The 19,291-nt window shown below is 64.8% G+C and carries 18 protein-coding genes; 10 read left to right on the plus strand and 8 right to left on the minus strand.

Going from position 1 to position 19,291, the window contains the following annotated elements:
- Positions 1 to 216 precede the first annotated feature (216 nt).
- The 6 genes from gltB (at position 217) to A5788_RS17300 (ending at position 9,953) form a co-directional block, all read left to right on the plus strand.
- Complete coding sequence (gene gltB, locus A5788_RS17275) at positions 217 to 4,788, plus strand: glutamate synthase large subunit (RefSeq protein WP_049698187.1); 4,572 nt, start codon at positions 217 to 219, stop codon at positions 4,786 to 4,788.
- Positions 4,781 to 6,286: a glutamate synthase subunit beta gene (locus A5788_RS17280; RefSeq protein WP_049698186.1), complete on the plus strand. Its 1,506-nt coding sequence runs from the start codon at positions 4,781 to 4,783 to the stop codon at positions 6,284 to 6,286. The genes gltB and A5788_RS17280 overlap by 8 nt, the downstream gene beginning before the upstream one ends.
- An 88-nt stretch (positions 6,287 to 6,374) precedes the next feature.
- The gene (gene pyk / locus A5788_RS17285; RefSeq protein WP_039856938.1) at positions 6,375 to 7,808 is read left to right on the plus strand and encodes a pyruvate kinase; all 1,434 of its coding nucleotides are present in this window, start codon (positions 6,375 to 6,377) and stop codon (positions 7,806 to 7,808) included.
- Between the two features lie 94 nt (positions 7,809 to 7,902).
- The gene (locus tag A5788_RS17290; protein WP_049698185.1) at positions 7,903 to 8,781 is read left to right on the plus strand and encodes an acyl-CoA thioesterase; all 879 of its coding nucleotides are present in this window, start codon (positions 7,903 to 7,905) and stop codon (positions 8,779 to 8,781) included.
- Positions 8,782 to 8,787: 6 nt separating this feature from the next.
- Entirely contained in the window at positions 8,788 to 9,396 is a 609-nt protein-coding gene (locus A5788_RS17295) for a hypothetical protein (RefSeq protein ID WP_049698184.1), read from the plus strand.
- A 110-nt stretch (positions 9,397 to 9,506) separates the two neighbouring features.
- Complete coding sequence (locus A5788_RS17300) at positions 9,507 to 9,953, plus strand: GNAT family N-acetyltransferase (RefSeq protein WP_053117390.1); 447 nt, start codon at positions 9,507 to 9,509, stop codon at positions 9,951 to 9,953.
- On the opposite strand, the gene A5788_RS17305 is transcribed toward A5788_RS17300, so the two are convergent.
- The 3 genes from A5788_RS17305 to A5788_RS17315 all read right to left on the minus strand — a co-directional run bounded on the left by A5788_RS17305 (position 9,932) and on the right by A5788_RS17315 (position 13,186).
- A complete protein-coding gene (locus tag A5788_RS17305; RefSeq protein WP_049698182.1) occupies positions 9,932 to 10,660 on the minus strand; it encodes a DUF998 domain-containing protein in 729 nt (242 codons plus the stop codon). The two genes, A5788_RS17300 and A5788_RS17305, sit on opposite strands and share 22 nt — an antisense overlap.
- Before the next feature lie 64 nt (positions 10,661 to 10,724).
- Entirely contained in the window at positions 10,725 to 12,548 is a 1,824-nt protein-coding gene (locus A5788_RS17310) for an APC family permease (RefSeq protein ID WP_082938100.1), read from the minus strand.
- A 296-nt stretch (positions 12,549 to 12,844) separates the two neighbouring features.
- A complete protein-coding gene (locus A5788_RS17315; protein WP_049698181.1) occupies positions 12,845 to 13,186 on the minus strand; it encodes a hypothetical protein in 342 nt (113 codons plus the stop codon).
- Positions 13,187 to 13,279: 93 nt separating this feature from the next.
- On the opposite strand from A5788_RS17315, the gene A5788_RS17320 reads away from it, so the two are divergent.
- Positions 13,280 to 13,678, plus strand: coding sequence for a YchJ family protein (locus A5788_RS17320; protein ID WP_049698558.1), 399 nt, complete (start codon positions 13,280 to 13,282; stop codon positions 13,676 to 13,678).
- Positions 13,679 to 13,720: 42 nt separating this feature from the next.
- Here A5788_RS17320 and A5788_RS17325 read toward each other — a convergent pair whose 3' ends face one another.
- Positions 13,721 to 14,353: a DUF2461 domain-containing protein gene (locus A5788_RS17325; RefSeq protein ID WP_049698180.1), complete on the minus strand. Its 633-nt coding sequence runs from the start codon at positions 14,351 to 14,353 to the stop codon at positions 13,721 to 13,723.
- A 79-nt stretch (positions 14,354 to 14,432) separates the two neighbouring features.
- On the opposite strand from A5788_RS17325, the gene A5788_RS17330 reads away from it, so the two are divergent.
- Positions 14,433 to 14,987: a hypothetical protein gene (locus A5788_RS17330; RefSeq protein ID WP_039856949.1), complete on the plus strand. Its 555-nt coding sequence runs from the start codon at positions 14,433 to 14,435 to the stop codon at positions 14,985 to 14,987.
- Between the two features lie 27 nt (positions 14,988 to 15,014).
- On the opposite strand, the gene A5788_RS17335 is transcribed toward A5788_RS17330, so the two are convergent.
- From A5788_RS17335 to A5788_RS17350, 4 genes are all read right to left on the minus strand, one after another.
- Positions 15,015 to 15,218: a DUF2945 domain-containing protein gene (locus A5788_RS17335; RefSeq protein WP_005208831.1), complete on the minus strand. Its 204-nt coding sequence runs from the start codon at positions 15,216 to 15,218 to the stop codon at positions 15,015 to 15,017.
- A gap of 98 nt (positions 15,219 to 15,316) precedes the next feature.
- Positions 15,317 to 16,216: a sucrase ferredoxin gene (locus A5788_RS17340; protein WP_049698179.1), complete on the minus strand. Its 900-nt coding sequence runs from the start codon at positions 16,214 to 16,216 to the stop codon at positions 15,317 to 15,319.
- Positions 16,213 to 17,439 carry a cupin domain-containing protein gene (locus tag A5788_RS17345; RefSeq protein WP_049698557.1) on the minus strand — a complete coding sequence of 409 codons (1,227 nt, stop codon included), beginning with the start codon at positions 17,437 to 17,439 and terminating at the stop codon, positions 16,213 to 16,215. The genes A5788_RS17340 and A5788_RS17345 overlap by 4 nt, the downstream gene beginning before the upstream one ends.
- A gap of 9 nt (positions 17,440 to 17,448) precedes the next feature.
- Positions 17,449 to 17,703, minus strand: coding sequence for a hypothetical protein (locus A5788_RS17350; protein WP_005208825.1), 255 nt, complete (start codon positions 17,701 to 17,703; stop codon positions 17,449 to 17,451).
- A gap of 170 nt (positions 17,704 to 17,873) precedes the next feature.
- Between A5788_RS17350 and A5788_RS17355 the strand changes: the two genes are divergently transcribed.
- Positions 17,874 to 18,335, plus strand: a complete 462-nt coding sequence (locus A5788_RS17355; protein ID WP_049698178.1) for a mycothiol transferase — start codon at positions 17,874 to 17,876, stop codon at positions 18,333 to 18,335.
- A gap of 102 nt (positions 18,336 to 18,437) precedes the next feature.
- Positions 18,438 to 19,291 (plus strand): DUF222 domain-containing protein (locus A5788_RS17360; protein ID WP_156525545.1); only part of this gene is annotated, 854 nt, incomplete at its 3' end.

A 19,291-nucleotide genomic window follows, 5' to 3' on the forward strand; every position in this document is an offset into this window, starting at 1 on the left:
ATGCGATCGTCGGCAGCGTCAGATGTGTATAAGAGACAGCCCCCAACCCCCGCCGCGGCGTCGAAAACCACGCGGCGGGCGGTGGTCGGATAGAGTGGGATCTCACCCGGGAACACGCGTCCCCAACGGCGTCGTGTCCTGACTCCTGCTCCACGGGCCAGCGCTGTCCCTGAGGACTTCAGCATTTGATTCACGCGAATCGAGTGGAGGCTCGTGATGTTGTTTTCTGCGCTCCCGGCCAAACAGGGCCTGTACGACCCAGAGACAGAAGTGGATTCGTGCGGCGTCGCGATGGTTGCCGACATCCACGGTCGTCGGTCGCATTCGATTGTCGCCGACGGTCTGCTCGCACTCGAGAACCTCGAACACCGCGGTGCTGCAGGCGCCGAGCCGAACAGCGGCGACGGAGCGGGCATCCTGATCCAGCTGCCCGACGAATTGTTCCGTGGCACAGTCGATTTCGCACTTCCCGCGCCGTCGGAGAACGGTGCGAACACCTATGCTGCCGGCACCTGCTTCCTGCCGATGGACCAGGCGGCCCGCCGAGATGCGATGGACCGCGTCGGGTCGCTCGCCGAGGCAGAGGGCATCACGATCCTCGGGTGGCGTGACCTCCCCGTCGACGTCGACGGCGCCGACATCGGCGAGACCGCAGTCGGCTGCATGCCCTTCATGGCGCAGTTGTTCGTCACGGTCGAACCGGAACCGGGACAACCACGGCTCGGCGGCGTCGACCTCGACCGCTACATCTACCCGTTCCGCAAGCAGGCCGAGCGCATCACGCCCGAATTCGAGGCCGCGGGCACCGGGTTGTACGTCGCGTCGCTGTCGAGTCGCACCATGGTCTACAAGGGCATGCTCACGACGATGCAGTTGCCGCTCTACTACCCCGACCTGCGTGACGACCGTTGCCTGAGTGCCATCGCCATCGTCCACTCGCGCTTCTCTACCAACACTTTTCCATCGTGGCCGCTCGCGCACCCGTTCCGGTTCGTCGCGCACAACGGTGAGATCAACACCGTGCGCGGCAACCGCAACCGCATGCGGGCCCGCGAGGCTCTGCTCGAGACAGACCTCATTCCCGGCGACCTCAAGCGCGCGTTCCCGATCTGCACGCCCGAGGCTTCTGATTCGGCGTCGCTCGACGAGGTCCTCGAACTCCTTCACCTCGGTGGCCGCAGCGTGCCGCACGCGGTGATGCTGATGGTGCCGGAGGCGTGGGAGAACGTCCCGTCGATGGACCCCAAGCGCCGCGCGTTTCTGCAGTTCAACGCGTCGCTGATGGAGGCGTGGGACGGTCCGGCATGTGTGACGTTCACCGACGGAACCGTCGTCGGCGCCGTCCTAGACCGCAACGGACTGCGCCCGGGACGTTGGTGGCAGACGCGCGACGGACGGGTCATCCTCGCTTCGGAATCCGGCGTCCTCGACGTTCCGGTCGACGACGTGGTCTCCAAGGGGCGCCTCGAACCGGGTCGGATGTTCCTCGTCGACACCGCACAGGGACGGATCATCCCCGACGAGGAGATCAAGGGCGATCTCATGCGTTCGGAGCCTTACGACGAATGGCTGCACGCGGGACTCCTCGACATCGCCACGCTCCCGCCGCGCCCCGTCTACAAGCCCAACCACGACACGGTCGTCCGACGTCAGGTGTCCTTCGGCTACACCGAAGAAGACCTGCGCGTCTTGCTGACCCCGATGGCGGCGTCGGGTTACGAACCGCTCGGTTCGATGGGCACCGACACGCCCGTCGCCGTGATGTCGCAGCGTTCGCGGTTGCTCTACGACTACTTCGTCGAGCTGTTCGCGCAGGTCACCAACCCGCCACTCGATGCGATCCGCGAGGAAATCGTCACCTCGATGGCGCGTGTGATGGGACCCGAGCAGAACCTGCTCGCCCCGACCGCGGCGTCGTGTCGACAGATCATGCTGCACTGGCCGGTCATCGACAACGACGACCTCGCCAAGCTCGTCCACATCAACGATGACGGCGACAACCCGGGACTCTCCGCGAAGGTCCTCCACGGACTCTATGAGGTGGCCCGCGGCGGGGAGGGCCTTGCCGATGCGCTCGAAGATCTTCGACGCCGCGCCAGCCAGGCGATCGCGGAGGGGCACAGCACGCTCGTCGTGTCGGACAGGCACTCCGATCGTGAGCACGCGCCGATCCCTTCACTGCTCGCGGCGTCGGCGGTGCACCACCATCTCGTCCGCACCAAGGAGCGCACGAAGATCGCGCTCATCGTCGAGTCGGGTGACGCGCGCGAAGTCCACCACATCGCACTGCTCATCGGCTTCGGCGCTGCGGCGGTCAACCCGTACCTTGCACTCGAATCGATCGAGGATCTGATCGCCGAGGGCGAGCTGACGGGCGTCAGGCCGTCGAAGGCGAAGCGCAACTACATCGAGGCGCTCGGCAAGGGCGTCCTGAAGGTGATGAGCAAGATGGGCATCTCGACCATCAGCTCGTACACGGCGTCGCAGGCGTTCGAGGCGGTTGGCCTCTCGTCGGCCGTCGTCAAGGAGTACTTCACCAGGACGGTGTCGCGGATCGAAGGCGTCGGACTCGACGAACTCGCCGAGGAAGTGCGCATCCGACACCACCGGGCGTTCCCGCGTAACCCAACCGAACAGGTGTACCGACGACTCGAAGTGGGCGGCGAATACCAATACCGCCGTGAGGGTGAGCTGCACATGTTCACCCCGGAGACGGTGTTCTTGCTCCAGCACGCCACCAAGACCGGACGCGACGATGTGTTCCAGGCGTATTCGGACAAGGTCGACGATCAGTCGCGAAAGGGCGGCACACTTCGCGGATTGTTCGAATTGGACTTCACCGGTCGCGATCCCGTGCCGCTCGACGAGGTCGAGCCGATCGAGTCGATCATGACGCGCTTCAACACGGGCGCGATGAGCTACGGCTCGATCTCCGCCGAGGCCCACGAGACCATCGCGATCGCGATGAACCGCATCGGTGGCCGCTCCAACTCGGGTGAGGGTGGCGAGGACACCGACCGCCTCTACGATCCGGAACGACGCAGCGCGGTCAAGCAGGTCGCGTCGGGTCGGTTCGGCGTGACGAGCGACTACCTCACCAACGCCACCGACATCCAGATCAAGATGGCGCAGGGTGCCAAGCCCGGTGAGGGCGGCCAGCTCCCCGCGTACAAGGTGTACCCGTGGATCGCGAAGACACGACATTCGACGCCGGGCGTCGCGCTCATCTCGCCGCCACCGCACCACGACATCTACTCCATCGAAGACCTCGCGCAACTGATCCACGATCTGAAGAACGCCAACTCCGATGCGCGCATCCACGTGAAGCTGGTGAGTGCTGTCGGTGTCGGCACCGTCGCGACAGGTGTCTCCAAGGCCCACGCCGACGTCGTGCTGATCTCCGGATACGACGGCGGAACGGGAGCGTCACCGCTCACCTCGCTCAAGCATGCGGGCACACCCTGGGAGATCGGCCTCGCCGACGCCCAGCAGACGTTGATGCTGAACGGTTTGCGCGATCGCATCACCGTGCAGTGCGACGGCGCGCTGCGCACGGGTCGCGATGTCATCATGGCCGCGTTGCTCGGTGCCGAGGAGTACGGCTTCTCGACCGCACCGCTCATCGTGTCCGGGTGCATCATGATGCGTGTCTGTCACCTCGACACCTGCCCGGTCGGCGTCGCGACGCAGAACCCGGTGTTGCGTTCACGGTTCACCGGCCAGGCCGAGCACATCGTGAACTTCTTCCGATTCATCGCGGAGGACGTGCGAAAGTACCTGGCGCAGTTGGGATATCGGACGCTCGACGACGCGATCGGACAGTCGCAGCGGCTCCACACCGACACCGCCGTCGCCCATTGGAAGAGCAAGGGACTCGATCTCAGCCCGATCTTCCGTCGGATCGAGGACAAGGGCCCGACCCGCCGTGTGCGCGGTCAGGACCACGGCCTCGACAAAGCGCTCGACCAGACGCTCATCCAACTCGCCGAAGGTGCACTCGAAGACGCGCATCCGGTGACACTCGAGCTCCCGGTGCGCAACGTCAACCGCACCGTCGGCACGCTGCTCGGTTCGGAGGTGACCCGACGATACGGCGCCGAAGGGCTTGCCGAGGACACCATCACCGTCGAGCTCACCGGCTCGGCAGGGCAGTCGCTCGGCGCGTTCCTTCCGCCAGGTGTGACCATCAAGCTCACCGGTGACACCAACGACTACGTCGGCAAGGGATTGTGTGGCGGCAAGATCGTGGTGGCTCCACACGAGGATGCCTGGTTCATCGCAGAAGACCAGGTCATCGCGGGTAACACCATCCTCTACGGCGCGACGTCGGGCGAGGTTTACCTGCGCGGCAAGGTCGGCGAGCGCTTCTCCGTGCGTAACTCGGGTGCGACCGCGGTGGTCGAGGGCGTCGGCGATCACGCCTGCGAGTACATGACGGGCGGTCGCGTGGTGATCCTCGGACCCACCGGGCGCAACATGGCCGCGGGAATGTCCGGCGGTATCGCGTTCGTCTACGACCTCGACGAGACCAAGGTCAACGGTGCGATGGTGGAGCTACTGCGACCCGACCCCGACGACCTGCGCTGGCTGCATGAGCACATCACGAAGCACACCGAGCTCACCGGATCGGCGATCGGTGCGTCGATGCTCGCCGACTGGCCGAGGCGATGCCTGGCCTTCACCAAGGTGATGCCCACCGATTACAAGCGCGTCCTCGACGCGGCCAGGATGGCCGAAGCCGAAGGGCGAGATGTTGATTCAGCGATCATGGAGGCGGCACGTGGCTGACCCACGCGGATTCCTGGAAGTCGGGAAGAAAGAATCGAAGTATCGTCCGGTCGCCGAGCGCGTGCAGGACTGGGAAGACGTGTACGCGCACGGATTCGACCCCGTCGCCTCGCTCAACGAGGTATCCGAGCAGGCCCGTCGGTGTATGGATTGCGGAATCCCGTTCTGCCACTCCGGAACTGCGGGATGTCCGTTGGGGAATCTGATCCCTGAGTGGAACGACCTCGTGCGTCGTGGTCGGTGGGATGCCGCAAGCGCGCGCCTGCACGCGACCAACAACTTCCCCGAGTTCACCGGAATGGTCTGTCCCGCACCGTGCGAGGCGGCGTGCGTGTTGTCGATCTCCGAGCCGACGACCGGCGGCAGCGTGACGATCAAACGCATCGAGAAGACGATCGCCTACGAGTCGTGGGCAGAGGGCATCATCGGCCCCGAGGCGCCGGATGCGAAGTCGGGCAAGTCGGTTGCCGTCGTCGGCTCCGGTCCCGGCGGATTGGCGGCAGCGCAACAATTGACCCGCGCCGGCCACGACGTCACGGTCTACGAGAAGGACGACCGCGTCGGCGGACTCCTGCGCTACGGCATTCCCGAGTACAAGCTTCAGAAGTCCGACATCGAGCGGCGAATCGCTCAGATGCGCGCTGAGGGAACACAATTCGTCGTCAACTGCGATGTCGGAATCGATCTCACGGTCGACGAACTGCGCAGCAGGCACGACGCCGTCGTGCTCGCGATCGGCGCGATGAAGGCGCGTGACAATCCGGTCCCGGGACGTGAGCTCAACGGCGTGCACCTCGCGATGGAACACCTCGTGCCCGCCAACAAGGAGTGCGAGGGCGACGGGCCGTCGCCGATCAGCGCCGCGGGGAAACACGTCGTCATCATCGGCGGCGGCGACACCGGAGCCGACTGCCTCGGAACCGCGCATCGCCAGGGCGCGGCGTCGGTGGTCCAGCTCGACTACAACGCCGAACTACCCAGCGACCGTGACGACAACCGTTCGCCGTGGCCGACCTGGCCGCTTGTCATGCGGACGTCGAGTGCGCACGCGGAGGGCGGCGAACGCAAGTACCAGGTTGCGGTGCAACGATTCGTCGGCGACGCCGACGGCAACGTGACGGCGATGGTGCTCGCCGAAGTGAAGGTCGTACGTGAGCCCGACGGTCGACGGGTGATCACCCCGGTCAGCGACGAGTTCGAGATCCCTTGCGAGTTGGCACTTTTCGCCATCGGATTCGAAGGCGTACGCGACACGGCACTTCTCACCGATCTGGGGATCGAGCCCAACCGCCGCGGCAACATCTCGTGCGGAAGCGACTGGCAGACCGACGCGCCCGGCGTGTTCGTGTGCGGCGACGCCCACCGCGGAGCGTCGTTGGTGGTGTGGGCGATCGCCGAGGGACGTTCGACTGCACGCGCCGTCGACGAATTCCTCATGGGTGCCTCGGATTTGCCGTCACCGGTAAAACCAGCCCAACTCCCGCTGTCCGTACGCTGACCCGCGACGAGCAACGCTGCGTTGACGTCCGGTGACAACTCAGGTGTAACGATGGCTATGCCGAAACGAGCGGACTAAGGTGAGCACAGTGGAACGCCGAACCAAGATCGTCTGCACCCTGGGTCCAGCTACCAATAGCGAAGAGAGGCTGAAGGAACTCGTCGACGCCGGAATGGACGTCGCGCGACTCAATTTCAGCCACGGCACGCACGACGACCACAAAGTGGTCTACGAAAGAGTGCGAAAGGCCGGCGACAACGCCGAGAAGGCCGTCGGCATCCTCGCCGATCTCCAGGGTCCCAAGATCCGACTGGGCAAATTCGAAGACGACGGCGCGCTCAACGGCGAAGTCATGTGGAACACCGGCGACACCGTGCGCATCACCACCGACGACATCGTCGGAACGCACGACCGCGTGTCGACCACCTACAAGCGACTCGCCGACGACGCCGTCCCCGGCGACCGGCTGCTCGTCGACGACGGCAAGGTGGGCCTCGTGGTCACCGACGTCGAAGGCAACGACGTGGTCTGCACCGTCACCGAGGGTGGCCCGGTCTCCAACAACAAGGGCCTCTCACTGCCGGGCATGAACGTCTCGGTGCCCGCGATGAGCGAGAAAGACATCGCCGACCTCGAGTTCGCCCTCGGCCTCGGCGTCGACCTCGTGGCTCTGTCCTTCGTGCGCAGCCCTGCCGACATCGAACTCGTCCACGAGGTCATGGACCGTGTCGGACGCCGCGTGCCCGTCATCGCCAAGCTGGAGAAGCCCGAGGCCATCGACAACCTCGAGGCCATCGTGCTCGCGTTCGACGCCATCATGGTCGCCCGCGGCGACCTCGGCGTCGAACTGCCGCTGGAGGAAGTGCCGCTCGTGCAGAAGCGTGCCATCCAGATGGCTCGCGAGAACGCCAAGCCGGTGATTGTGGCAACCCAGATGCTCGACTCCATGATCGAGAACTCGCGCCCAACCCGCGCGGAGGCATCCGACGTCGCCAACGCCGTGCTCGACGGCGCCGATGCGGTGATGCTCTCCGGCGAGACATCGGTCGGCAAATGGCCCATCGAAGCGGTGCGCACCATGAACCGGATCTGCAAGGCCGTCGAGGGAAGCTCGCGCGACGTCCCGCCGCTGTCGCACGTCCCGCGCACCAAGCGCGGCATCATCTCCTACGCCGCACGCGACATCGGAGAACGACTCGAAGTCAAAGCCCTCGTCGCGTTCACCCAGTCCGGTGACACGGTTCGACGCCTCGCGCGCCTGCACTCACGACTCCCGCTGCTGGCATTCACGCCCACCCAGGCCGTGCGCAGCCAGCTCGCCCTGAGCTGGGGCACCGAGACGTTCATCGTCGACCGCGTCGACACCACCGACAACATGATCGATCAGGTCGACTTGCAACTCCTGCGCATCGGCAGGCTTCGCGATGGCGACGTTGTCGTGATCGTCGCCGGCGCGCCCCCCGGCACCGTCGGCTCGACCAACATGATTCACGTGCACCGCATCGGCGAGCAGGACCACTGAGGTTTCTGCGCGGCTCGTGGCTGCGCCCGTCGCCACGAGCCGACGCAGCCACCAGCCGCACCTCCTCTGCGGCTGACCGCATAGGGTGATCTGCATGACAACCGACGTGTCCGAGGATCTCGGCAAACTCCTCGACCTGCTCGACGTCGAACGACGCGAGGACGACCTGTTCATCGGGCAGCACCCCGAGCAGAAGACCGCGCGCACCTTCGGCGGCCAGATGCTCGGGCAGGGCGTCGTCGCGGCGGGACGCACCCTGACGCGCGGGAACCCTCCCGTCCACGCGTTGCACGCACACTTCATCCGCGGCGGCGACGTCAAGAAGCCCCTCGAGTACCACATCGACCGCTACCGCGACGGCAAGTCATTCGCCAATCGGCAGGTGACCGCGATCCAAGACGACGAGGTCATCTTCACCATGCTCGTCGCATTCCAGGACAACGCCGCGGGTCTCGAGCACGCGGTCGAGATCCCTCAGGTTCCCTACCCGGAAGAATTGCCCCCGCTCGGCGAGCACTTCAAGGGCTTCGAGGACCGCATCGCCACCTTCGTCAACGCGTTGCATCCCATCGACATCCGCTTCGCCAATGATCCCTCATGGAAGATGCGCGAAGCCGGAGAGACGTTGCGCGACAACAGAGTATGGATGAAGGCCGACGGCGTCATGCCCGACGATCCGCTGCTCCACGTCGCAGCGATGTGCTACGCGTCCGACACCACGGTGCTCGACTCGATCATCACGACGCACGGCCTGTCCTGGGGCATCGACCGACTGTTCGCGGCGACCGTCAATCACTCGATGTGGTTTCACCGTGACTTCCGCTTCGACGAGTGGATGCTCTACGCCACGCGATCGCCGGTCGCCACCGGCTCGCGCGGGATGGGCTCGGGCCGCTTCTGGAAGCGAGACGGAACCCTTGCGACCTCCGTCGTGCAAGAAGCCCTGATCAAATACTTTCCTCCGAAGGAGTGACACGTAGTGCATCCGGGATCGTGGTCGGGCCAGCAACACCCCCATTCGCCGCAACACACACAGTCGCAGGAGTACCCCAAAGAGCAGCAGTACTCGCAGAACCAGGGCTACCCGCAGACCTTCCAGCAGCCGCAGTATCCGAGTGACTCGCAGCAAGGGACCACCGAGTTCTGGCTGGACTCGGGTGCCGCGTTGCCGCGACGCGAGTGGCAGCACAAGACTCGCGTGCCGGTCATTGTCGGCACGTCGATCGCGATGGTTGTGTTCGCGGCCCTCGCCGGGCTCGCCGTCGTGCTCGGGATCAACTACACGCCGCATTTCACTGCGATCGGAGGGGTTCCGGTGAGCTGCGGGTCGTGGGAGACCGAAGCCAACGGCGGCACCATTTCCGACAAGTCGGTCGTGACCATCTACAGCGAAACGGGCACGAAACTTGCGACGACGCCGCTCGAACGCCACAGTACGGACGAGGGTCGGCAGTGTGTGCTGAGGTTCTCCGTCGATGACGTCGACGCCAGCCAGAGCGGCTACGTGGTGCACGTGGGAGATACCTTTGCACAACCGGTTTCGGGTTCGGCGCTGAAGCGTGGAGTGGTGTTCCGCCCGACTGCATGACGGCTGACGTGCCACATGAGAATGGCGCGCCGCCGATGCGAGAGCCCGGGCCGCTGCCTTCCTGATCGCTGACTTGCGACACCGATGAACACTCACGAGAGAGACGACTGATGACCACCACAATCGCGCCATTGACGGAGGCCGATCGGCAGGACTGGGCTCCGCTGTGGGCGGGGTACCTGACGTTCTACGAGCACGAACTGAGCGACGAACAGAATGATCTGACCTTCGCACGGATCCTCGACCCCGACTACCCGATGTTCGGTGCGATCGCGCGCGACGAGACCGGACGAGCGATCGGCATCGTGCACTGGCTGACGCATGCGTCGACGTGGAGCGATGCTTCCTACACCTATCTCGAAGACCTCTTCGTCGCTCCGGATGTTCGCCGGAGTGGCGCAGGGCGGGCACTGATCGATCACGTACTCGAGTGGACTCGCAACCAAGGACTACCGAAGGTCTACTGGCAGACCGCACGCGACAACACGACGGCCCGTTCTCTGTACGACACCATCGCGTCGAACGACTTCGTCGTTTACGAGGTCGAACTGACCTGACCAGGTGTGCTGGTCGCAGCGCGAGCCGGAGCGCGTGTGCGCTGCGTGCACACCGCTATGCCCCACAGGATCAACCACACCGACATGCCTCCGACCTGGATGCGCTGCGCCAGCCCGAGGTAGTAGTCGCCGTGCAGGTTGTCGGCGATCAGCATCCACGCGGTGGTCACCGCGACGATGACGAGTACCCCGAGCCCGGCTGTCCGGAGCAGCGGCCATAGCGGCGGGCGTTGTCGATAGGCGGCCACCACACCCGCGATCATCGTGATGAAGATGGCGAACACGGCGACCGTGCTGGTCAACGCATGTATGTGATGCAACTGGGGGAGAAGCCCACTCGGTTCGTACGGGCAATCCTTGTCGACGCCGGGGATGCAGTCGATGGGTGCGAGCGCATCGGCCAACGTCGCTGCACCGAACACGCCGAACGAGATCACAGCGATCCGTGCGTACACCCCACTCACGATCGGGCGCGGAAGAAAGAGAATCAGCGCCGAGCACACCGCGAAGATCGAGGTGAGGATGTCGCCGACCTCGTACACCGCTCGGTGGGGTCGGTGGGCAGCGTCGAGTTCGCTGAGGAAGCTGTTCAGCGGATCGAGCGGGCTCGACCAGAAGAACTCGAGGACCCACGACGAGTAGCAGATTCCGGCCAGCGCTATGAGTATCCCCGCGGTGATCCGGCGGGTCGTCGACAACGAAGGCATTCGATCAGGTTAGTCCACCGGAGAATAGGTGCCCCGAGGCTTACCCAGTGCCTTGCCCCCGCTGCTACCTGCGCACATTCGCGATGGACGTCGAGCGGCGGGCGTCGACGTTGGTCCGCGTCCTCGTGACCAAAGCGTGTGTTGTGCGCTTGAGTGCTCGCTCGAGGTCGTCGGCCCGTCCCGAGGACAGTAGCTTTGCGCGTGTGTCCGACGCGGAGTCGGGGATGATCACGAGCACGTCGTCGTTGCTTGCCAGGGTGGCGATATGGTCGGCGAGGACATCGACGACGGAGTCCTCGTCGGGTGCGCGGACTTCGACCAGGCGGTCGAGCGGGTGGTACCGCCGCCACTCCGACGCGAAATCGTCATGCTCGCGAGCGATGGCCGCGCCGGTATCGCCTTCTTGTGCCGTGTCGCCTTCTCGTGCCGTGTCGCCTTCTCGTACTGAGTCACCGTCGATGACGACATGCAGTGCGACGACCTCGCGGCCGAACGCGCGGGCCGCATGCAGGGCGTCGTTGGTGGCACAACACAACGGTGACGAGACGGGTACGACGGCGAGGCCCTGTCCGGCGAAGGAGTGTCGCGGGTGTTCTCCTGGGTGCGACGTATCGGCGGCCGTCCGAATGTCGAGTTCCCTTGTGCGTCGGTAACTTCGGGCCAGCAACTCCATCGCCGCGACGAGTATCGCCAACACGAGGACGACCCACAGGGACCCCTCGCCGGCCTTCATCACGGTGAGGACCACCGCCGCCACAGCGGTGAGTACCGCGCCGAAGCCGTTGAGCGCGGCGCGGCGTCGCCAACCGTGTGACCGCGTGACCGACCAGTGACGCACCAGGCCGACCTGCGCGAGGGTGAAGCCGATGAACACGCAGATGGCGAACAACGGGACGAGGGCATTGACGTCTCCGCCCGAGACGACAATCAGCAGAGCGGATGCGCCCGCAAGAATGAGAACTCCGTTGCGGTACACACCGTTGCGTGTTCGGCGAGTGAGTCGATGCGGCAAATGATCGTCGCTCGCAACAACTTTCATCAGTTGCGGCAACCCGCCGAACGACGTATTGGCAGCAAGGGCGAGCAGCACGATCGTGGCTACCTGCACCACGTAATACATTGCACCACGCCCGAATACGCCTTCCGTGAGTTGCGACAGCACCGTGACGCCTGCCTGCGGTTGGATGTGCAGACGCTCCACGAGTGCGGCGATGCCGAGCATCATCGCGCCGAGGAGCACGCCGAGCGCCACCTCAGCACGCTGCGCGCGGCGGATTCGATTCTCCCTGAACTGTGGCGTCGCATTGGCAATGGCCTCGACGCCCGTCAACGCGGCGCAGCCGCTGGAGAATGCTTTGAGTACCAGCAAGATTCCGATGGTCCCGACCGTTTGTGAGTCGACCTGCGGGACACTGTGGCTTCCGCCGTTGACGAGGCCGACGACGATCACCGACGCGATGCTCACCACGAACACAACGGTTGGAGTGACGAAAGCTCTGGCGCTGCTGACGATTCCGCGCAGGTTGACGGCTGTGATCAAGGCCAGCACCGAGAGCGCGATCCAGACGGTATACCGCCCCGCTGCGGGAAAGGCGGAGGTGAGTGCGGCGGTTCCGGCGGTCACGGACACAGCGACATTGAGGACGTAGTCGATGACGAGCGAAGCCGCGGCGACAAGTGATGCGCGGCGGCCGAGATGGGCTTTGGCGACGGCGTAAGCACCGCCGCCGTCGGGGAATGCAGCGATCAGCTGCCGGTAGGAGAGCACCAACACCGCGAGGAGTACGACGATCGCGGCACTGACGGGAAGGGTCAGTCCCAACGCGTTGCCGCCCGCCGCGGCGAGCACGAGGACGATCGCCTCCGGCCCATAGGCGACCGACGCCATCGCATCGAGCGAGAGCGCTGCCAGACCCGTCGTCGCGGTCAGGCGACGTTTGTCGCGGCTTCGTGAAGTTCTCGACGGGTCAGCGGAGGTCGAGTTCGACGACGATGCCTCGTCGCGCGCCAACACTCGCGTACGTGTTCCGGGTAATGCCACGAGGGACGTTGTATAGCCGGAAAGTCGTTATGCGAGCGCCTCTGACGCGAATTTGACGCCGACTCGTCAGATCTTGACGCAGCTCTACCGCAGACCTCTCCACCGCAGACCGCCCTCGCCGCAGACGCCGGCAGTGCGGCGTGTCAGGCGGCGTGACGGTCGGCGGCGTGAACGTCGGAGAGCAACCCGCCGGGATCGACGACCATGATCACGGGTCCGAGGGTGTCACTCGCGCGTTCGATGACCGCGTCGATCTGCGTCGGATCGGAGGGATCGGCGATGACCGTCACCACACGGTCTCGCACGGCAGCGTCGACATAGGGAACGAGGTCGTGACCACGGGTTCCCGCGATGGCGAGGTTCTTCCCGCGATCCAGGATCTGTCGTGCGACGCAGTGAGCTCGAACGCTACCGTCCATGATCAGTACAACCGTGTCGGCGCGACGGGTACGGGTGACTGCTGGGGTATGAGTAATCGTTGTCATGCCACCATCACAGTCGCCGACGCTGCCACCGTGATGGGCGGACGCTGGCAGTCGGCTGGGACCATCGGTCGCGGCGGCATATGCTGGGCCGCCATGAGCACGACACTCGACGACGACGCGCGCTGCCCGTGCGGGACCGGCCTGACGTTGGCCGAATGCTGTGGGTCGATCCTGCGTGGAGAGCGCCGTGCCCCAACCGCCGAAGCGTTGATGCGGTCGCGCTTCACCGCGTTCGCCGTCGGCGACCGAAATCACCTGCTGCGCAGTTGGCATCCCGATACCCGACCGGCCGACCTCGGTCTCGATGACAGCATGCGGTGGCTGCGTCTCGACGTCGAATCGGTGAGCGGCGGCGGCCCGTTCGACACCACGGGCACGGTCGAGTTCACGGCGTTCTATCGCGCCGAGGGGCGTCGAGGGCAGATGCACGAGCTGTCGACGTTCACCAGACTCGACGGCTCGTGGGTCTACGTCGACGGCGCAGTCGACTAGCGCAGCATGTCCCGCAGGCGTTTCTGGACGTCAAGCGAGGCGTCACGCGAGAGCGTGTTGGATGAGCCAGTCCACGAGTGGTCGGGCGGTGCGCCAGTCAGCGCGCACGCGCTCGACCAGGTCGGGACCATGGATCACGGCGTCGAATCCGTAATCGCGCGAGACCGTCAACGTCTTGTGCCGCAGTAGCTCGATTCGTGGGTGGCCGGCATCCCATCCGCGAGGAGCCGTCTTCAGACGTTCTCCGCCGATGTCGAATCCTGCGTCCTCGAGTCGACGCACGATCTGTTCGAGTTCGCGGCCACGTCGATCGTCGTCGATGGCTGTGCGCATCGCGGACAATCGCTCGGGCGAAGCGTCGTAGAAGCCGGCACCCACCATGACACCCGGTGCACTGATCTGGACGTAGTAGCCGGTCGCCGGTGCCACTGCAACGTAGGCGCCCTGATGGGTCTTGTAGGGCGACTTGTCTTTCGAGAACCGGACGTCGCGGTACGGGCGGAACAGCTTCGCTTCACCGAACTCATCGGCAAGTGCGTCGGTCAGCTCACGCATCGGTGCGGCCACAGCGCTCTGATATGTCTGCTTGTGTTGTTCCCAGAAAGCCTTGCTGTTGTCGACCTCGAGGTCGTCGTAGAAATCGAGGGCGGCCTCGGGGAAGCCCTGAAAAGACATGTCCCGAGGGTACGACTCGCCGCGCCGGATCGAGGCGAACGTGTTCTATGACGATCGATGAAATGGCACGATGAAGGGGATGACGCAGCTGACGTATGAAGAGTTCGGCCGCCGGTTCTTCGAGGTCGCCGTGACCGAGGAGCGGGTGGGGTCAGCGTTCTCCTCTATCACGGGTGGATCGTTCGACGTCGGTCCCATCCCGTCCGGCCCCGGTGGGCTCGCTCGCGTGACCGCGCACGTCGAGATCGGCGAGCCGCGCATCGCGCGCAACGTCGGGGAACTGATCACGTTCACCGTTGAGATCATGCTGACCATCGGTCTCGTCGTGGATCTGCGAGTCGACCGCATCAAGTACGACGTCGACGGGCTGATCACGCTACCGCTGACCGTTCGTGCCGCCGAGCCGTTGGAGTTGCGGATCGACGTCACTCCGCCACGGCCGAAAGACGTGATAGTCGGCGTCGCGTCGCACAACCTGCGTGGCGAATTCATCCGTGCCGTCGGTCAGGTCGACACCGAAATCAAGCGCTTCGTCGCCCAGCACGTGGCGGAAGAGATCGACAAGCCCGAGGTCAAAGCTGCTCGCATCATCGACGTCGGTGCCGAACTCGGTCGGGCCTTCGAAAATATGTGACCTGTCGAGAATGTGGGTACGGATCACTCACTTCTTGGTGAGCGACGACTCCTTGTGCGCCGCCTGCGATCCTGTCTTCGACGATTCGACAATCCAGTACGGGTCGTCGTCGCTAGCATTGAACTTCTGACCGTCGAAGGTGAATGGCGATGTGCGCTTTTCCTTCGCGTGCCCATGCGTCGGTCCCTGGGACGTATTCCATTCGACGGTGTCGTTCTTGTTGATTCCCATGAGTCGAGCATGCGCGCTCACCGACGCCGACGGCGCTCGTCGACGTGGGTGACGCGTGCTCGATACGTCGCCGACCACCGATCGATACAGGGTCACGGTCAGGTCGCGGCGACCTGTCCGAAGGCGATGGAGTCCAGCGTGAACTGCCGTACGCGTCCAGCGACATTCGCTTCACACATCGAGAACAGCGGCTCGGAGAACTCCTCACCGAGCACCACGTCGACGGGGCCGACGTGGCCCGTCAGACGGACGTGGATCCGCCCATCGACGTGTGTGACGTCGATCGGCGCGAACGAGTCGATGCGGTCATCTCCGGTCTCGACGCGGGCGAAGTGCTGTGCGGCCTGCACGGCGTGGGGGAGTGACGTACGTCCACGCAGTAGCGAATCCACAAGGCGCCCTTGGGTGTAGAGCTCAACGATGGACGCTGGGTCGACGGCGGTGTCGAGTCTTCCGTAACAGAGACCGTGCGGAAGGATCAGCCCTGTCGCGGCGAAACGGTCACCACCGAGGTGTGAACACTCCCACGTCCACTCCGGATACGCCGACGCGATCGATGCTGTCGCGGCCCGACCCCGAACTGCACAGCACTGGTCATGCTTACCGTGCGCGCACACTGCGACGAGAGGTTCGGTCGATGGAGCGCCGTCGGACCCGTCGAGCGCGAGGTCGAGATAGCCTGCAGGACCGTCGACTTCGCCAGCGTGCACGCTTTCCGCTCCCGGCGTGGAGTCCACGATGAACCAACGCCACCGTGGTGTTTGCGGTCGGCGTCCCGGTCGTCGAATCGCGACAATCCGCATGCGCTGCTTCTCGACCCGACGCACGATGCTCAGACCGAGGTCGGGGTCGATGATGGACGGCGATTGCAAGAACGCCGAATGTCCCCACGCACCACCGAGTTCGAGCAGGACCCACAATGTTCCCGCCGAGGCTGTGCCGTAGATCGGATCACCGCGCTCCGCGGATTGCACGCTACACGGAGGACGACGGGTCATCCGGTTGGAACCGATCCACTCTCGAGAACGACGACGCCCTCACGAAGCAGTCTGCGAATCAGCACGAGGCTGTCGGCGGCGTCGAGTCCCGGTAGTTCACCCGCGGTGACGGTGGCTCCGGATACTGCGGCCTCGAGTGCCTCTGTGCAGTAGTCGGGGAAGCTGATGGTCCGATCGGGAAGGCGAATCTCGGTACGTTGCAACGCACGACGGACTTCGACGACGAGGCCGTGGCGTCGCCTCACCGTCGTGTGTTCGGTGAGTGAGTTGACTGCGTCGAGTGTGGCGAGCGGTCGAACTGCCACGGGTCGGGTTCGCTCGGCGTGGATCGTCGACAACCGCGCGGCGGTGCTTTCGGCCAGATCTGTTGTGTTGGCCTGCAATACGTCGATGACGGCAGCAATTGTCTTGGCTGCCAGCGCCGCTGACTCGTCGGGGTCGGTGAAGTCGGTACCCATCGGCAGCGCGGCGCGTAGCGATTCGACTGTGCCGAGTTGGTCGACGACCGCCCGGACCAGATCGAAGGCAGTGACAGCCGATACCCCGACCGTGAGATGAATCGACGTGTGGCCGAGAGCTTCTGCCGAGTGGAGCCATCCGCGCGGAAGGTACAGGGCGTCGCCGGGTTCGAGGACGGTGTCGATCACCGGCTCTTCGTGACTGCGCGCCTTGATTGCATCACGGTGGTCGGTCCAGGGTTGGTCGGCGAGGGGATCGGTGTGTACCGGGGCGTGAACCCGCCAGTGCTTGCGGCCGGAGATCTGGAGTACGAAGACGTCGTGTACGTCGTAGTGGGGATCGAAACCGCGATTTGCGGGTGGGGTGATGTAGGCGTTGGCCTGTACCGGGTGTCCGAGGTCGTCGACCATCCCACGCACAAAGTCGATGATGGGCGGCCACAGTCGGTGCAACCCCTGCAGAACGATCGTGGCACCAGAGGCGAACTGCGCCAGCACTTTTGCCGAATCGACCTGATCGGGCATCTCCGCACCGAAACCGGCCGGCCCGAGGTAGTTCTCTTTGCCTACCAGACCGCCTTCCTTGGCCATCCGGATGAACGGTGCACGCACCCCGCGCTCGGCGATCAACTCGTCGACGCGGCGCGGCGAGAGAAGATCGTCGAAGTCGCGGGGGAGCGCGTCCGATCTGCTGAGCAGAGGACGCCGACCCCAGTGATCACGCGCGAACGCGTCGGGGTCGATGGCGATGCAGCGGCTCAGCATTGTCGTCACTCAGGCGGTGCCGTCTGCGCCGCCGTCGTGTCCATCGGGGTTGGAGCCGCCGTCGGCTGGTCCTTCGCCGGGTGAGGCGGTGCCGTCTGCGCCGCCGTCGTGTCCGCCGGGGTTGGAGCCGCCGTCGGCTGGTCCTTCGCCGGGTGAGGCGGTGCCGTCTGCGCCGCCGTCGTGTCCGCCGGGATTTGAGCCGCCATCGGCAGGACCTTCACCCCCTGGGCTGGAGGTGGTGATGTCGTCGTCGTCGAGTGCCATGGGTAAACCCTTTCCTCGTTGGGAGTCGCTCGGTTGGCGACTCCACACTCCACTATGTCGATATGTGACGCTCTTGACGAGGATTCGTCGACGAGGCCCGAACTTCGTTACTGCGCCGAGATGGCGGTTCCTGCAAGATCACGACGATCCGAACGTGACACGCTATAGCGATGGATCTCTGGTTTGAGGCCGCTCGTGACACCGCTGATCGATGCTGGGACGGCGTTCTGACTGCGCTCGACGGCGTGGCCGATGCAGACCTCAACAGAAGCTTGCCGGTCGCAGGTTCCAACGCGCCATATGCGATCGTCCACCACTGCATCGAGATGGCCCGCTGGTGGCTGGGAACATTCGGGTGCGGAATGGATCTGCCCCGTGATCGGTCGCGGGAGTTCGACGCGACGGGAACGCGCGACGATCTCGTCATACGCATCGCGCAGGTCCGCGCCGATATGGATGTGTGGTCGACGCGCATGGTGCGCGACGGAATTGCGGGCCGCGATGCACGCGGAACACGCGCGAAGGTCGACCTCAACACCGTCACGCCTCAGTGGGTGGTGCTGCATGTCGTACACGACTTGGCCCAGCACCTGGGCCAGCTTCAGATCACCCGCGATCTGTTGAGCGCCTGAATCTGCGATCGAAAGCTCTTTCGAGTTTTCCTCGACGCTGTCGGTATTGTCGGGTAATGTAGAACACATATTCGACATGACGTGGGGCGGGGGTGGCGGCACGTGAACAGCAACAGCAATGACGTTGGGGCCGGTGGTGCGCCTTCGGCTTTGGCTACTGCTGCGGTGGGTTCGGCGGATGCTGTCGTGGCGGAGAAGCTGTCACGCCTTGCCGCGGTGCTGGACGAGTTGGCTGCCGTCGATGTGTCGTTGGTGTCGGATGCGGCGCTGGTCGAAGCCACCGTCGAAGCGGAACGCCTAGCACTGCGCACTGCGGGTGCGGTGACGGATCGTTTGATTGTGGAAGCCTCCGACCGCGACCTACCCCGCGCCCTGGGTTTCCGCGACATCCGGAACTTCATGGGCCACGGCCTGCACATCGGTGACCCCGCGGCCCGGCATCGGGTGATCGCGGCGACCGGCTCGTTCACCACGATCTGCGGTAACCGACTACCGCCGTCGTGTCCCACCCTGGCCGGCTATGTCGTCGAGGGTCGTGTCGCGGGCGCACATGTCCGTGCGGTGTTGGAGGTGCTGGAGGAGATCCCCGGTGAAGTGTCGGCCGAGACCAAAGCTGCCGCCGAAGCACAGATGGCCGGGTATGCGGTCCAATTCACGCCCGCCGAAATCACCAACCTCGGGTCACGATTGTTGGCGCACCTGGATCCGGATGGCACGCTGACCACCTCGAAAGATCGCAAACGTCGACGTCGCCTGTGGGTGAACCGGCAGAACGCGCAGTTGATGTCGCGATTGACCGCCGACCTCGATCCGATCGCCCGCGCACGGCTGGACACGGTGTTGGACGCGTGGGCCAAACCGGGCATGAACAATCCGGACGACCCGGAGTCGCCGGTCGGGCCGATCACGACCGCGAATGTCTCTTATACACATCTGACGCTGCCGACGATCGCATA

Source organism: Gordonia sp. 852002-50816_SCH5313054-c, from assembly GCF_001665925.1.
Taxonomy (GTDB): domain Bacteria; phylum Actinomycetota; class Actinomycetes; order Mycobacteriales; family Mycobacteriaceae; genus Gordonia; species Gordonia jacobaea.